The sequence below is a fragment of the Acinetobacter sp. BIGb0196 genome (genome assembly GCF_011759595.1).
Lineage (GTDB): Bacteria > Pseudomonadota > Gammaproteobacteria > Pseudomonadales > Moraxellaceae > Acinetobacter > Acinetobacter guillouiae.
Genome location: NZ_JAAOZA010000002.1, coordinates 1,510,380 through 1,525,984, shown reverse-complemented (window position 1 = coordinate 1,525,984; position 15,605 = coordinate 1,510,380). Strand labels below are relative to the sequence as shown.

Sequence of the window (15,605 nt, the reverse complement as noted above, 5' to 3'; positions counted from 1 at the left end):
ATTCCTACTTATTGCTCAGCTTTCACAGGTGGTTCATAAACACTTAAAACTGCGCTAATTTTATGTTCTTCATAGCTTATTTCACAAGAGAATTGTGCCAAGCCTTCATGTAAATATTGTTGTTCAGCTCGAATGGTCAATGTTTTACCAAATTCAAAATAAGCCAAAGGTAAATTTAATTTGCGTGTTCCGAGCAAATAACCAATTTGTGGCGTTTGCCCCATTTTTTGTCCTTTTGCACCAGCAAAGGCACTAATCGTTTGTGCCATGAGTTCAATAGTACTCCAAGTCGGCAAACCATGTTCATCACTAAACATCAATTCAGGTGTAATGGTTAGGTTGGCAAGTGCAAAATTCTCACCTAACTCAAGCAGTTGATCAACAAAAACCATCGGTTTTTCATGCGGAATAAATTGAATAGCATCTAAACTCATCTGATTTCAGTTCCAAAAATAAGGCTGACATTACTACCGCCAAAGGCAAATGAATTACTCATCACAAAACGCACAGAATCAGATTGAGCAGTTTGAGTTGAATCATCCTGTTCAACGTAATGCTGATCATCCAATTCAGGATCAATCACGCCATTTTGATGAAGAGGTAACCAGTTTTGATCTTTAAGCACTTGCGTACAAATATAGGCTTCCAACGCACCCGCAGCACCCAAGCAATGTCCGGTTTTATGCTTAGTGCTACTTAATGGAACAGCATAGTCCTGAAAGACCTGTCGGACTGCTTTAATTTCCATATCATCATTGTGCGTGGTTGCGGTGCCATGCAAATTAAGGTATTGAATATCTGAAGCTTTTAACTGTGCCTGATCCAGTGCTTTTTGCATTGCAGTTGCAGCACCTTTGCCTTCTGGATGCGGTGCAGAAATATGCCATGCGTCCATAGATTCCCCCGCAGAAATCAACATGACCGGTGCTCGTTCTTTACTGAGTAAAAACAAGCTTGCGGCCTCACCAATATTGATCCCATCCCGCTGATATCCACATGGGCTACAGATACCTACACTCAAATTTTCCAAGCTGTTAAAACCATTTAAGGTCAGTTTAGCGAGGGTATCTACTCCACCCACCAATACAGCATCGGCAAGCCCTGCATTAAGCAACCGTTGCCCGCTGGCAAAAGCTTTGGCACTTGAAGAACAGGCCGTAGAAATCGTATACGCAAGACCATCCCAGCCCAAATAGATTTGCAAAGCTTTGGCGAGATTACCCATTTCCTGTTTTTGCTGTTGAATCACGGTCTCAGTTTGGCCTTGAAAGTAGGCTTTTAATAAGGGTTCATTGTCCGAAATACCTGACGTTGAGGTCCCAACAATGATTGCAAGGCGCTTTTTATCAAACTTAGCCACATAGTCACGTAACTGAGATTCACATTGTGCAAGCGCAGTCAAGGCAAAACGTAAATTACGCGAGTCATAGTTTTGCAGCGCAACTGGAATATCGCTACATAACGGATGTGCATAAGCACCCACCCATACAGGCTGATCAAAAATCAAAGATTTATTCTGGGTTAAACTGTTTTCCAAAGAGGTCAATTGTGCCTTGACCTGCTCAGGATGATCACCTAAAGCAGATAAACTGGCTGAACAATGAATGCCTACAGCGGGATGATTTAAATCAATCTTTTTTGTCATTTTTTTGCTGATCTTCCACTTCACTTTGCTCTAATGAATTGTCTTTCAAAGTATTTTCCACAGGACTAAAGATCATTTGATAAGGAACTTGCAGATTATCCAACTCAATATGATCAGCACGCGTTTTTATCGTTAAAACATTTTTTTGATCGATCTCAATTTCAGTCTGATCAACGTACTGTTTCACTTTAACATTTTCTAAATGATTTTTTGCAAAATCAGGATAAGTTGCAAACAGAATATCTCGAACCACAAAATCAAAGGGTAACAAACGCATCGGTTTTATCCTTTCATGCACCTGCACTTTTTGACCATCGAAATCCAGTCTAAACAATTGCTGTCCAGTTAAGCTTAATGCAAACATTTGCAAGTTTTTTGCCTGTTGTTCTTGGTAGAGTAAAAAGCTAAAACTTTGATTTTTCCAGACAACTTCAACTTGATCTTGACGCTGATAATGCGCCAAGGCTGGATCAGCAGACCAAACCACAGGAACCAGACCTTGTGGCTGTGGATACATATTTTGACAGGCACCAAGCACTAACAACAGACTGATGCTCATTGCTTTTAACCAAATTTGCATTATTCGCTCTCAAGTATTTTGCTCTGTTCCAGATCCTGACGACAATACTCAGCCAAGGTATTTAAGCGTTGTCGTGCATTGCGATAGATTGGATTAGTTTCATCCCAAGCATAACCCGCCAATAATGATGCAATCATACGACGGATTTTTTCATTTTGATTTTTTGAAAATACCACATCTTGAAACTCACCGTCGTACCATGCTTCTACATAAGCACGAAATACTTTGATTCCTTTACGCAGAGGTTTTTCATATTCTTGCATCCAGTCTACTTGCCCACCTTGTAAGACTTGATCGACTAAAGGTACCGCCAAACTTGAAGACTTGAGTGCAATGGTCACCCCAGATGAAAATACAGGATCTAAAAATTCACCCGCATTGCCCAGCAAAGCAAAATTACGCTGTGCTAAGGTTTTAACATTTGCTGAATAGCCAACCAAAGTACGGATTGGCGTATCAAACTTCATATTGCGCAGTACCTGCGACAAACTCAGCTCATCTGCAAGAATATCTTTAAATAAAGCCAATAAGGCTTCAGGCTCATCAGAGATATAACCATAATGATCAAAGAAATCCTGTTCAGCAACAATCCCAAATGAACAGCGACCATCCGCAAACGGAATTAACCAATACCATCCACGATGATCTTTTTCATGTACCGTAATCAGGATTTTATTTCGGTCGAATTCAGGATCATCCAAGATCCCATCTTCAATATGACTAAACACCGCACGGCGTACTGGGAAATTTGAAGGGCTTTCCAGATCTAGAAGTTTCGGCAAAATACGACCGAATCCACTGGCATCCAGTAAAAATTTAGCCTGAATTTGATAGATATTTTCCTGCTCATCTTTAACCGTTAATACAGGATGATCAAGCTCTACATCAACTGCAACAACCTCATGTCCAAAACGAATTTCAGCCCCATATTGTTCAGCTTGCTGTGCTAAAAGATGGTCGAAATTGGCACGTCTAATCTGCCATGTCGTTCCAGGACCTTCACTAAATTTTTGAGTAAAATCGTAGTAGCTGCATTCATGACCACGTAAAAATGCTGCCCCATTTTTAAATTGAAATGCATATTCTTCAACATGTTCACGTACTGTTTCTAATAAGCCCGCCTCTTCTAAAAACACCATACATTGTGGCAAAAGTGATTCACCGATCGAAAAGCGAGGAAAATGCTGCTTTTCAATGATCACCACTTGATAACCTTTGTGTCGAAGCAGTGCTGCTGCGGAACTTCCCGATGGTCCTGCCCCGATGATCACCACATCTGTTTGTTGTAAATCTAAACCCTTCATGTATTCACCTTAATGTTCAGTTCTTTGACTGATTAATTGATTTTGATTTAATTTTGAGTCTGCCGGCGTAAACAGCGTGGCATAGATAAACGAAAAAATTACCCCAAAAAGGACCGTTAACCCAAAACAATGTATTGCATAGGTATGGCTTAACGCCAATAAACCGAATCCCAACAACGTCGACATCATACAGAGAAATAATGCCATCCCGACCACATGCGGATGATCGTGCCCTTGACGGTAGAAAATGGCGTAATCCACACCAATCCCTAAGATGAGAAAAACCCCCATTACACTAAATAGATTAATCTCAACGCCCATCCATGCCTGTAATGCAAAAGTGCTCATCAACGCCAAAGTCACAGGCACCATCAAAGCGAACACCGATTTAATCCCATAGATCAGCATTAAACCGATCGCTAAGGCAATTAATGCATAGACAAAAAGATATTCAGCTTGAATACGATGGTCTTGAAATAAGCTCGATAAATTATGTACAGGACGAACCAGCTTATTCTGCTGATCTTGCAAAGCCTCTACAGCTGTTACATCTTTTATGCCTTGAATCAAAATCAATCTTTGCTGCGGATTAACCTGTAAAAATGCCAAAGGATGGGCAGCAAACTGATCTAAATTTAACAATGTTTGTTGAGACAATCTTGCTTGCCAACTCAGGACATCTTTCGGATCAAGTTGCATCGCGCTTGCATATTCCACCAGTACTGATTTTGGAATTTTCTGTAGCGCTTCAACGTTCTGCTGTTGCTGTTCCAGCGAAGGAATCGTTTGCCCGATTGCTTGAAATCCGTCAATTTTGCCCTGTTGTTTTAACTGAGAAAGCGCAAGGATTAAGTGTTGTTCTTGCCTTGCAAGGTCCTTTGCTGAATTTGCATAAATTGCAAAATAATCACTGCCCTGCGCTTGCCCAAAACGAGAACGGATATATTGATCTTCCTGCTTTAAATGTTGATCCATGCTTTGCAAATTACGCACATCATCATTACTTTTGATCAGCAGCAAACTTGATCCTGAAACCACAAAGATCACAAAAATCAACAGATAACGCTTTGTTGCGTGCGCTAAAAAATAATTACGCCATGTGCCAATAAAGCTTAATCTGCGTATTGCTGGTTCAGCATTTAAGGCAGGTAAACGCGGTAGTAATAATAGACTGGTGATCCCTGCAGCAGTTAAGCCCACCATTGAAAATACTGCAATCTGCTTAAAGCCCGGAAAAGGGGTAAAACTTAAAAATAAATAAGCCAGCAATGTGGTTGAAAGCCCGATCAACAAACTGGGTAAAATCGGCTTTAATACGGCAAATCCATTGAGATGTCGTTGCTGTGATTGCATCGCCATAAAGTAAAAGGAAAAATCGACACATACCCCAATCAGACTTGCACCAAAAACCAAAGTCATCAGATGTATTTCGGAAAATATCCAGTGGGTTACCGCAAAAGCCACCATTGAACCTGTGGCAACCGCAATAAACTCGGTCAACATCGGGCGAATAGAGCGGAAACCAAACCAGACCAAAAGTAAGACACCGATACTCGAACCCACGCCGATTGTAGAAATTTCATTCTTTGCAGATTGGGTACCAAAATGCGAAAAAACAATTGTTCCAGTCCAGTGCGGTTTCACCCCGATCTTGCTCAATTGCTGGTTAACATTAGTCATCCATTGGGCAGTTTGTTCTTGATACTCAATATCATAAGGACTTTTTAAAAGTTCTAAATTAAATAGTCGAGAATTGCCTTGCTCATCAGAAATTGTGGCAAAACCATCTTGTATTTCGATATTTGAATGCTGTTGCAGGCTTGCAAGCCCCATGGCATAACGTGGAAATAATAACAATGGATCTTGTTGAAGCAGGCCTTCAGTGATTGGCATGCCCGGGCTCATGATTTGCATCAAACTTTGTTCAGTCAGTGCCGCATAATCCTGTTGTTTTAAGATTGCTTGATCTTGCGAACTGATTAAGCCTGCATGATGTGCATATAAAGTCTTGGCAAAATCTTCGGTATCAACTTGTGCTTTTAATGGCTTAAACAAATTCGACTGTTGAACACCAGCCCTTAATATCTGTGTTGCTTGATCAATTTGTTCAGATGATTTTGCATCAATCACCAAGAACACTTTATTGTTCAATTGCTCACTGACATAGTGTTCGGTTTGCTCAAGCTGCTTATCCTGCTTTACTTTTGGCAGTAAAGCAAAAATATTGGTCTGGATATGAATGCCTTTTTGCATCCATGTAAATCCCAGTCCGATCGCAATGATGACTAAAAATAGCAACCAAATTGCAGTGAGTTTATTTTGCCAATTGGAAAAGTGCATTCTCAGACGCCGATAAAGTTTGAGGTTGAGCCGTCTGCTGACTAAAATTAATAATCGTCATATTATTGGCTTGTTCAGTAATCACAATACGATTGACATAACGTCCACCTTGCGCATTCACTTTGACAAACAATTTTTTAAACAATGCACTTTTCGGGGTCAATGTGACATCCCAAGCTGATGTTGTGTAATTGGCCGCAACCACATTAAAATTTTTGGCTAAGGCAGTTTCATTGCCTGCCATTAACTGTAAAAACATGGTCGCCACTGAACCATATTGACTATTATCAATCTCAAGTTGACTCATTGTTCGCTGGGTTTTTTGTACTAACTTCTTTGGGGTAACAATCAAATCTGCTTGAACAGGTTTTTGAATCTGCCAAATCACTCCTTGGCTTTTGGAAAATAAAACCTGCCCATTTGAGCTAAAAGTTTTATTTAACGAGGTGAGCTTTTTTTGCTGCTCAAAATGGGCGCGAACTACAGGTGTTTGGGAAAGCTGTTGAAAAATTTGCCCAACTTTAGAACTTTCCGCATAACTTGCCAATGGAAGTGCCGTCACAACCATAACCATCATACTGCTGATGATCAGTTTGATTTTATTTTTAAAATTCAACATTTTTCATGCCCCCTATTGGGTCTTAAATTCAGACCATGCATACAGGCGGTCTAAAAATATTTGTGGTGACTGAAAGCACATTTCTCGAGTTTCTATCTCAACTGCCACCTGACTGGTAAAACCTTTAGTGAGGCGTTTACCTGATTCTGCATCAAAAATCTGGTATTCGATTTTCAAACGGTTTTCCCATTCTTTTAAAGTCGCACGTACTCGGATATGCTGCCCAAAAATAATACCTTGCGCATAACGGACATAACTTTCAATCACTGGCCATGCATAACCAGAATCTTTCATTTGATTATAGTTATAGTCAAATTGATCCAGCAATTTACAACGTGCAATTTCAAAATATTTGAGATAATGCCCATGCCAAACCACATTCATGGTATCGACATCATGAAATGGAACATCAATAATGACATCAGCATACATCAGCGTTCTCCTGCTTGTGCTGCAAAAGATTGCAGTTTAACAGACTGAGATTTTCAAGATGATCGACAATTGCTTGCAGTTCTTTTTGCAATGGACGATCTTCTTCAACAAAATGAAATTCTTTCAGTACCCATTGTCTAAATAGACCCAACACTGGGCTTAATTGCTGTGCCAAACCTCTCAGTTCAATTGCTTGAACCGCAGCACAGCTCAATGCAGCAATCACTTGTTCAGTCAATAAAATCACCCGACTGGCATCACGTGCGGCAATCGTGCCCATACTGACTTTATCTTGATTATGGCATTCGGTTGAACGTGAAAAAATTGAAGCAGCAAGTGTTTGCTTAAGTGCTTCGGCAGTCCAAGCTGACACCCCTATCTGTACGGCTTTAAAGCCATGATTGAGTGGTAAGCGATCGGTTTTAGCACCAGTCAAATTACGTGGTAACCCATGATTCATTTTATGATCGACCAACTGTGCAAGCTGACGATCCATCAAATCAGCAATATTGGCAATCATAATTTTTAAGCTATCCATAGCCTGAGCGATATGTCCACCATAGAAATGTCCACCATGTAACACGCGTAAATTGATCGGATCAATTAACGGATTATCATTACTTGAGTTCAATTCATTTTCAATAAATTGTCTAAGCCAAGTTTTAGAATCTTCAAAGATTCCAATAATATGTGGTGCACAACGCAACGAATAACGATCTTGCAAACGTGGGCTTTGATGCTCTGTTTGTACTTTATCGTTTAACCATTCACGCAGTTGCTTGGCGATCTCCTGCTGACCTGCATGTGGTTTCTGAGCAAATAACACCTCATCAAAATGGCTTGGATTGCCCTCTAATGCCAACACATTTAATGCTGTGATTAAAGTACTTGCCAAACTAATCTGCTCAGCTTTTTTATAATTTAAACAGGCCATTGCGGTCATTACCGCAGTACCATTCATAATGGCAAGCCCTTCTTTGGGTCTGAGTGCCAAAGGCTGTATCGCATATTCAGCATAAACATCCGCGACTGCAACGATATTACCTTGATAGTAAACATCCCGTTCACCGACCAATGCCCCTGCAATATAGGACAATGGGGTTAAATCACCACTGGCGCCGACTGAACCTTCTGAAGGAATCACTGGAATAATATTTTCATTGAGCATCCAAACCAAACGCTCAAGTAAAGCATGTGATACCCCTGAATAGCCACGCGCCAAAGAACATAATCGAGTCACCATCACAGCACGTGCAGTGATCAAGTCCAGATTTTGCCCCAAACCACAACCGTGAAAACGAGATAAATGCAAAGGCAATTCATTGACCTGATGTGCAGGCACTTCAACCAAACAAGAATCGCCATAACCTGTGGTTACACCATAGATGACGCCTTCTTCTTGCAATAATTGATCAAGAAAATCAGCACCTCGTTGAATCAATGCCTGCCAACTTTCAGAGTTAGGCAGCGCCACTTTGAGCTGTTGATTTGCGACAGCAACAACCTCTTCAATTGAAAGTGGTTTTTCTCCGATGACAAGTGTCTGCATTTTTATTTGTTCCAAAAATTATAAAAATTAAACCATTGATAAGGTGCATCTACGCAATGCTGTTCGACCAGTTGAACATAGCGTTGTATGACTTCAGCTATGGCTTGGTTGCGGGTTTGCCGCGGAAAATTAAGTTTTTGAGCGATTGAATGGATATGCACATGAAAGTTGTCTTGCTTGCGATAACAGAAAACCGCCAATATCGGAACTTTCAGTAAACTCGCTAAAATCCAAGGTCCTTGCGGCCAAGCGGACTCATCAGCTAAAAATTTAAGATTTTCGACACGTTGCGATTGAACTGGAACGCGATCTGCTGCCACGATGATCCACTCACCCTGATCCAGTTTCTCCTGCAAAAGAATCGCAGTATCAACGCCAAGTTCATCAACCGAAATCAGATGCACATCGGCTTTTTGATTGAGCTTTTTAAGAAATTCATTAAATTTACTGGCATGTTTTTGATAAACCAATACATTGATTTTTTGCTGATGATCAGATTTGATCGCACGTAGCAGTTCGATATTGCCAAAATGCGATACCACAATGATCGCACCTTTTTTATAATTTTCCCGAAAATGCGCATGCCCATGCAAAATCAGCTTTTCTTCTGCGACTTTTCCCAGCCAGCCTTCAATTTTATCCAAAATGCACTCACCAAATGTCATCAAATGAATATACGAATGACTCATATTCGGCTGATGTGAAAATGGTGACTTTTTTTGAGCAAAATGATGCAACTTTTGTAAATAAAGTAATGAAGCCTGTCGGGCTGTACGAGAAAAGATCCAGTACCACATGATGATGAAATACAGCACCAGCTTACACAAAAAACGCCCACCAAAACGATAAAAGCAAAGCATTAACATCAAAGGTAACATTCCACCCTTTTCTTTAAGCTCACTCCATCGTTTTGTATGTGATTCAGTCATGTGCTGAACCTTTGTTTTTTTGTGCCAATAATTTAGGTAAGCGAATCAACATGCCTGCAAAAAGTCGTGCATGTGCTTTACTGAGTCCTAAATTATCTTTCCACAAATTAAAATGTGAAATACCTTGTTCTGGATAAATCACAGCAGTAGGTACGTTGATAAACTGAACTTGTTCCCACTTTAGACGCACTAGAATTTCACTGTCAAAACCCATGCGTGGTTGAAATTTTGCTCGATTGAGGACTTGAATGGTTTGATCAAGTGGATAAATACGAAAACCGCACATACTATCTTTGATTTCAAGTGACAGACTATTAATCCAAACCCAGACATGGGTGACATAACGACCATACAAACGCTTTTTAGGCACCGTTTCATCAAAGATCGGCTGTCCCAAAATCATTGCTTGAGGATGTTGTGCTGAGATGGTGATAAATTTTTCAATATCCTGCCAATCGTGCTGCCCATCTGCATCAATTTGTAAAACATGTGTCCAGCCGAGATCTTGTGCTTGATATAAACCTGTCATCACGGCCTGACCTTTGCCCTGATTGGTCGCATGCTCAACCAGATATACATTTTTATGCTGCTGCGCCAATTCTTGCAACAAGGTCGAACATTCAATATCACTACCATCATTGACCAAAACCACTGGCAAACCATAAGGGTGAATATAGTCCAGTAATGCTTTGATATAATGCGGATGGTTATACACAGGAATCACAAAACCCAATCGATATTGCTGCATCATCTGTCTCCTAAGCGTTAACCGTAGTAGCAAAAACCAAACGTCCTGATGCTAAAGACTGTTCAGCCTGCTGCAATTGAAAACTGATTTTATCTGCTTTACGCTCAAGTTTAAGCAAAACCACGGCATGCGGTTGGATCAATTCCTGAAACTTAATTTGTTCTAATGCTGTACACCAATCTAGATCAGCCCAGATCTCTTTAGCGAACTTTTGAATAAAAGCAATTTGCCCAACACCAGGATAAATCGGGTGATCAGGAAAATGCCCATTAAAAGCAGCCAGTTCAGGAATAAATTCTAATTTAAATTCTGCGCTATTGGCATCAATATGCGATGCTAAAACCACGGGTAAATTTAAGTTTTCAAATAATGATTTCATATAATTTTTATTGAGCTTTGATTGGGCGTTTTTCGGTAATTGGCTTAAAAAACGCCATTGCCTCGGTATCGCAATATATTCCAATTTATCTGCTAGTTGTTGTTTTATTTTTGCGACAAATGCACGCTTATGACTGTGTTTAAGTTCTAATTGAGCTTGTTCAGACAATATCGCCACACATGCCAAAATTTGTCGATGATCTTTTTCAAAGATCAATGTATGACATTCACTGACTTCTGGCAATTCAACAATACCACTTTCAATAGAATCAAGACTTAAACGCTTTTCTTCAAGCTTAACAATACGGTCTAAGCGACCTTGAAGCTGAAACTGACTTTTTCGATCATCAGGCACAGACACTTCGACTTTATCTGCGGTATAGATCCAATCATTGATATACGCATGTTGAGTCAAGACACCCAGTTCACCTGCATCTGTAACGCTAATTTCGACATCTGCAAACGGCGTCCAAAGCGCCTCATCTTGTGTGCGATAAGCAATGCCACCCGTTTCGGAACTACCAAAAATTTCGGTGATACTGGCATTGAGCAGTGGACGCACTCCAGCATCTAATTTACCACCTGAAGAATAAACCACTGAATGCTGTTCAAGTAATACATCAGAGGTCCAACGTTTTAAAAGTGCTGGGCTGGAAACCACATAATGATTTGAACCAAAATGATCGTGACTTAAATGCTGTAACTTTTTTTGTGCTTCAACCACATCTTCAGGAAATGCCAATTGCGGATTATAAAAAGCTCTGCCACTGGCAAGTGGCCAAAGTAATTTAAACAATAGACCATAAATATGTTGATGACTGACTGTAGCAAGCGCCAGTGCATTTTCTGCTAGATCAAAACTTTGATCTAAACCTTGTACTTCATTAAGCAGCTGTTTTAGGGTGCGCGGAATCTTTTTAGGTTGCCCTGTAGAACCCGAAGTATAAAAAAACACTGCTGCACGATTTAAAAATGCATCATTTAGATCAATGTGTTGAGTATCTTCAACCACAGGATTAATCTGTTTATATTGTCGTTCAATAAAATAAATATTCTGAGCTGCTAAGCTTTTTTCCAAATCACGCACACGATTTGGCGGGAGAATAACCTGTTTATCCGCAAGCAAAACTGCAAAAAATAACACTAAAAAATCATAACTGTCATTTTGCCACAAGGCCCATGCACTTTCAGTGGATTGTTCAATGTGTGTTTTTTCACTCAACACTTCCTGCCAAAATTGGGAAAATGTTTTGACACTAAAATCAGAGGTGATACACAGACATTTTTCAGCATGAATGTGGCTTTGAAAATGACACAACATAAGCGTTTATTTTAACTCGTATGATTTTTAGCTTGATGAATTTTTCGCAGTACAAATTCACCTGCAAATAACAAACCCATCAAAAGATAAGAAATAAAACCATTATAAAGTACCCACATTTGGGTACTGCTAAATAACACTGTATAAAGCGCAATACAGGCATTTAAAATAAAAAAGCCACACCAAACAATCGTAACTTTTTTGGTCCAGATCACCCCAGACTCGGGCAAATCAGGTTCAACCAAACGTGCAAAACGCTCAATCATTGAGGGTGGTTTGATTAAGGTGGTCGCAAAAATTATCAACGCGCCCACACTCATCAATACTGGATACAGCTTTAACCAAGCATGATCTTTTAAAATCAAACTCAGCCCACCACAAATAATGGCAAACCAAGTTAATGGCCACATAAGATCACTTTTTTTAAAAAATAAGCGTGATCCACCGAGCAGAACCAACAAAGCACTCACCCAAATAAAATGACCATGCGCTAGGCTGTAGCCCACGATAAATGGGTAAAGTAGAAATAAGACGGTGACTCCACTGCGGATCAAATGCTTCATTCTGCAGACATATTTTGAATCACAACCACAACATCTTGCACTGTTCTGACATTTTTAAAATCTTCAGGTTTAACTTGCTTACCGGTTAATTCTTTAATTTTAACAACTAAATCAATAGCGTCGATGCTATCAACATCTAGATCAGAATACAGGTTTGACTCAAGCTGAATATCAGCAGGTTCAATTTCAAATAGTTCTTCCATCCACTCACGTAGATTTGTTAAGACGATTTCTTCAGATAACATAACGACCTCTTAAGCAGCGCGTTGCGCTTCAACCAAGTCCACTAAACTTTGCACAGAGGCGAAATGTTGCTTGGTTTCCTGTGATTCAGCATTTAAATGAATGTTATAGCGTTTTTTCAAAGCTAAACCTAATTCTAGGGCATCAATAGAATCCAGCCCTAATCCATCACCAAAGAGTGGTGCATTGGTATCAATATCTTCAATTGAAATATCTTCCAATGCCAGCACATCAATGATCATTTCTTTTAACTCATCAGCAAGATTGCTCATTTGTAGATAACTCTTGTTTAATTAACGCTTGATTAAATAAGTTGTGCAAAAAATGATTAAGCTGTTTCACCTGTTTTGAGTTCACAGCAGCATCATCCAATATATCCTGTACATGTACCGCATCTAACACTTTAATCTGAATGTGAAATGGTTCATTTGGAATGTGATACCACTTTTCATTTTTGGTCAGTGTCGAGGGCGTGCATTCTATCAAAATCGGACGAATTGGAACATTCGCTCGAATCGCAATATTTGATGCACCGCGTTGGAACTCATTCAGTGAGGCACCTCTTTCTGTTCGTGTCCCTTCTGGAAATATCAATAATGAGGCTGCATCTTTTTCTTGGAGTTTTTTAACGCAGTCCAAAATAAATTGCTCAGATCCCTCATTTAAAATATAACCTGCACTACGTACTGGCCCCAATGTAAATGGATTGCGCCAAAGTGCTTTTTTTACAATACAGTTGGCCTTTTCCATTAAGCCAATCAAAATCACCACATCAATCAAGGTTGGATGATTTGCAATGACTAACTCTTGACGGCTATGGGCCAGCTTTTCCAAGCCTTCGACCTCATAGGTCATGATGCCCAATTTAACCATCATTTCAGTAAAGCCTTTAAAGCTATATTTAATGGCTTTTTGCGCACGATCTTGTCTTTTTCTTGTATCAAATGTGCTCACTTTCACCAATGGTGCAACCACACCACCAATCACAATTCCGCCCAAGCCAAAACTTGCAAAACTAAAACCTGTAGCACCAACACGCCAAGCGTAATTTAACTTTTTCTTTACTTTATTGATATTTAGCATTTGACCCAAGCACCCTTTTCCTTCAGGTTTTGATTTTGCCAAAACGCATTAAAATCTTGAGCTTCTAAATATTTGCTTTGTTGCGGTTGCAGATTTTCTACAGCGATTTTTAAATTGGCATTTTCTAAACTGACCACTCCAGCCAATGAAAAAGCTTTAAAATTCTGATACTCATCGTATATTTCAGGCAATGCTTGGTCATAATAAATCACCAAGGCATTTTTAGCATTGTGGTGTGTTTTTAAATAAGCATAAGCTTCTATTAAAGCTTCAGACCATGATGCTGCCAAACTGGTCGCGAGCGTATCATCTTGACAAAATATAGAATACAAACCTGAAACTGCATTATGTACGGAAGTTGAAAAAAGTGTCGGAGATGGGGTCTGGTCTGAAAGGACATCTTTTAAAATTTTAAGTGTTTTTTCTTCATCGCCATATTGTGAGCTCCAAACAATATAGTCGACCTGAATCCCCTGCAAACTTTGAATTGCACTATTCAGTGCAATTTTAGCAATACTTGATAACCGTCTACGTTGCATCGCAGGAATTTTTTCAAGTGCTAAAAATGTATCACCATCTTCGCTCAAGGTGAGCCTAGAAATATTTAATTGAAGCATGTTTTATTCATCAACATCAGCTAATTTAATTGGCTTAAAAAGCCTTCTTTAGACAAATTATAACATTTGAATAACAATAAATACAAAAAATACAATTGAACTTTGTCTAATAATTAGTTCCTTAATTAAAAGATCCTCTTACAATACTATTTTTTACTGCAACAGTTTATTCAATCCCATTTCATCAAGTGGCGTATTATACTTATAAAATGTATTTTGAAAGCTTGTTTACTGTTAATTATCGCTAAGTAATGCTATTTTTTAATGTGACTGTGTTGATGACATACTCAGGGTTTTATACAGAATATTGGCTAGAAATAACAAAGCATTTTGAAAGTGCATTTCTATCTAAACAGCATATCTTTGCTACAACAAACCTAAGCCTTGAGCACAGCTATTTATACAACTCTAGATTGTAATTTTCCTGTAATTGCTGATTTTAAATCACAATCAATATTTTAAGCTGAACATTAGATATCTTTCATAAATCAAAAAATGATCATGTGGAGTGAATCAATTGGTATTGAAAGTTCCTTCTCCCTCTGGGAGAAGGCTAGGATGAGGGGGGATTTTATGTTGATCTATGGTTTTAAAAAGGACTTATGAAACAACTTTATTGCTTGGCATTCCTTTGCCATTGCTGATTGATTGCTACACGTCATGATCAGCCAAACATACATCTAACAGATCAGCCTGCTGCACTTTCCGCAACCCATTGTGAAAATTTACTTGGAACACCTTTGGTATTTTCATCAAAGCCAAAGAATTTAACACCATCTTCTGTATCTGAATAAGCCGCCATGACTTTTCCTGTTTTGGTATTGATCGCAATGACAGCCTTACTCGAACCCGCCCCACGTGGGTCATAACCACTGCCTACCAGCCAATCACCCTGACGCTGCATTGCACTGGATACCACTAAAGCTGAAGTGAGATTTGCATATGATTTACCAACTAATTGCTGAAAACGAGCTTTCCAAGGTGCTGCCTGTATAACGTCATGTGGGTGTTTACCATCTGGTTTCGCCATACCCGTTGTTGGAACAGGACGTGTACCGCACTTGCTTTTGATTTCTGACTCATAGCCGATATTACCAACTTCTTGCACATCGATAGTACGCCCAACCTTATCGGCACAGTCAGCCCATTGTTGTGGTGTTTTTGCCTGTGCAACAATTGGCGTGATCAGCATACCCGCCAATAAAAAACAAATAATTTTCATGATTTATTTCCTTTAAACTTTAAATATGTATT

The 15,605-nt window shown here is 39.4% G+C and carries 17 protein-coding genes; all 17 read right to left on the bottom strand.

Annotated elements, in window-relative coordinates:
* Positions 1-8: 8 nt before the first annotated feature.
* The 17 genes from FHR28_RS19850 to FHR28_RS19770 all read right to left on the bottom strand — a co-directional run bounded on the left by FHR28_RS19850 (position 9) and on the right by FHR28_RS19770 (position 15,573).
* A complete protein-coding gene (locus FHR28_RS19850; protein WP_166783370.1) occupies positions 9-434 on the bottom strand; it encodes a 3-hydroxylacyl-ACP dehydratase in 426 nt (141 codons plus the stop codon).
* On the bottom strand, positions 431-1,645 hold the full coding sequence (locus tag FHR28_RS19845; RefSeq protein WP_166783369.1) for a beta-ketoacyl-[acyl-carrier-protein] synthase family protein: 1,215 nt from the start codon (positions 1,643-1,645) through the stop codon (positions 431-433). The genes FHR28_RS19850 and FHR28_RS19845 overlap by 4 nt, the downstream gene beginning before the upstream one ends.
* Complete coding sequence (locus FHR28_RS19840; RefSeq protein WP_166783368.1) at positions 1,629-2,225, bottom strand: DUF3261 domain-containing protein; 597 nt, start codon at positions 2,223-2,225, stop codon at positions 1,629-1,631. The genes FHR28_RS19845 and FHR28_RS19840 overlap by 17 nt, the downstream gene beginning before the upstream one ends.
* Entirely contained in the window at positions 2,225-3,529 is a 1,305-nt protein-coding gene (locus FHR28_RS19835) for an NAD(P)/FAD-dependent oxidoreductase (RefSeq protein ID WP_166783367.1), read from the bottom strand. The genes FHR28_RS19840 and FHR28_RS19835 overlap by 1 nt, the downstream gene beginning before the upstream one ends.
* Before the next feature lie 9 nt (positions 3,530-3,538).
* The gene (locus tag FHR28_RS19830; protein WP_166783366.1) at positions 3,539-5,869 is read right to left on the bottom strand and encodes an MMPL family transporter; all 2,331 of its coding nucleotides are present in this window, start codon (positions 5,867-5,869) and stop codon (positions 3,539-3,541) included.
* Positions 5,844-6,443, bottom strand: a complete 600-nt coding sequence (locus FHR28_RS19825; RefSeq protein WP_228722134.1) for a LolA family protein — start codon at positions 6,441-6,443, stop codon at positions 5,844-5,846. The genes FHR28_RS19830 and FHR28_RS19825 overlap by 26 nt, the downstream gene beginning before the upstream one ends.
* A 57-nt stretch (positions 6,444-6,500) precedes the next feature.
* Complete coding sequence (locus tag FHR28_RS19820; protein WP_056516360.1) at positions 6,501-6,920, bottom strand: acyl-CoA thioesterase; 420 nt, start codon at positions 6,918-6,920, stop codon at positions 6,501-6,503.
* Positions 6,910-8,469 (bottom strand): HAL/PAL/TAL family ammonia-lyase, encoded by a 1,560-nt coding sequence (locus tag FHR28_RS19815; RefSeq protein ID WP_166783364.1) that lies wholly within the window; start codon positions 8,467-8,469, stop codon positions 6,910-6,912. Before FHR28_RS19815 ends, FHR28_RS19820 begins: the two co-directional genes overlap by 11 nt.
* Positions 8,470-8,471: 2 nt before the next feature.
* On the bottom strand, positions 8,472-9,398 hold the full coding sequence (locus tag FHR28_RS19810; RefSeq protein ID WP_166783363.1) for an acyltransferase: 927 nt from the start codon (positions 9,396-9,398) through the stop codon (positions 8,472-8,474).
* Positions 9,391-10,146 (bottom strand): glycosyltransferase family 2 protein, encoded by a 756-nt coding sequence (locus FHR28_RS19805; protein ID WP_166783362.1) that lies wholly within the window; start codon positions 10,144-10,146, stop codon positions 9,391-9,393. Before FHR28_RS19805 ends, FHR28_RS19810 begins: the two co-directional genes overlap by 8 nt.
* 10 nt (positions 10,147-10,156) lie before the next feature.
* Positions 10,157-11,845: an AMP-binding protein gene (locus FHR28_RS19800; protein ID WP_166783361.1), complete on the bottom strand. Its 1,689-nt coding sequence runs from the start codon at positions 11,843-11,845 to the stop codon at positions 10,157-10,159.
* Between the two features lie 11 nt (positions 11,846-11,856).
* Positions 11,857-12,408, bottom strand: a complete 552-nt coding sequence (locus FHR28_RS19795) for a septation protein IspZ (protein ID WP_004722203.1) — start codon at positions 12,406-12,408, stop codon at positions 11,857-11,859.
* A complete protein-coding gene (locus FHR28_RS19790; RefSeq protein WP_004819854.1) occupies positions 12,405-12,653 on the bottom strand; it encodes an acyl carrier protein in 249 nt (82 codons plus the stop codon). The genes FHR28_RS19795 and FHR28_RS19790 overlap by 4 nt, the downstream gene beginning before the upstream one ends.
* 9 nt (positions 12,654-12,662) lie before the next feature.
* Positions 12,663-12,923 carry a phosphopantetheine-binding protein gene (locus FHR28_RS19785; protein ID WP_004819853.1) on the bottom strand — a complete coding sequence of 87 codons (261 nt, stop codon included), beginning with the start codon at positions 12,921-12,923 and terminating at the stop codon, positions 12,663-12,665.
* Positions 12,907-13,734, bottom strand: coding sequence for a lysophospholipid acyltransferase family protein (locus tag FHR28_RS19780; RefSeq protein ID WP_166783360.1), 828 nt, complete (start codon positions 13,732-13,734; stop codon positions 12,907-12,909). The genes FHR28_RS19785 and FHR28_RS19780 overlap by 17 nt, the downstream gene beginning before the upstream one ends.
* Positions 13,728-14,351 (bottom strand): beta-ketoacyl synthase chain length factor, encoded by a 624-nt coding sequence (locus FHR28_RS19775; protein ID WP_004722209.1) that lies wholly within the window; start codon positions 14,349-14,351, stop codon positions 13,728-13,730. Before FHR28_RS19775 ends, FHR28_RS19780 begins: the two co-directional genes overlap by 7 nt.
* A 688-nt stretch (positions 14,352-15,039) precedes the next feature.
* Positions 15,040-15,573: a hypothetical protein gene (locus tag FHR28_RS19770; RefSeq protein ID WP_166783359.1), complete on the bottom strand. Its 534-nt coding sequence runs from the start codon at positions 15,571-15,573 to the stop codon at positions 15,040-15,042.
* Positions 15,574-15,605: the final 32 nt, after the last annotated feature.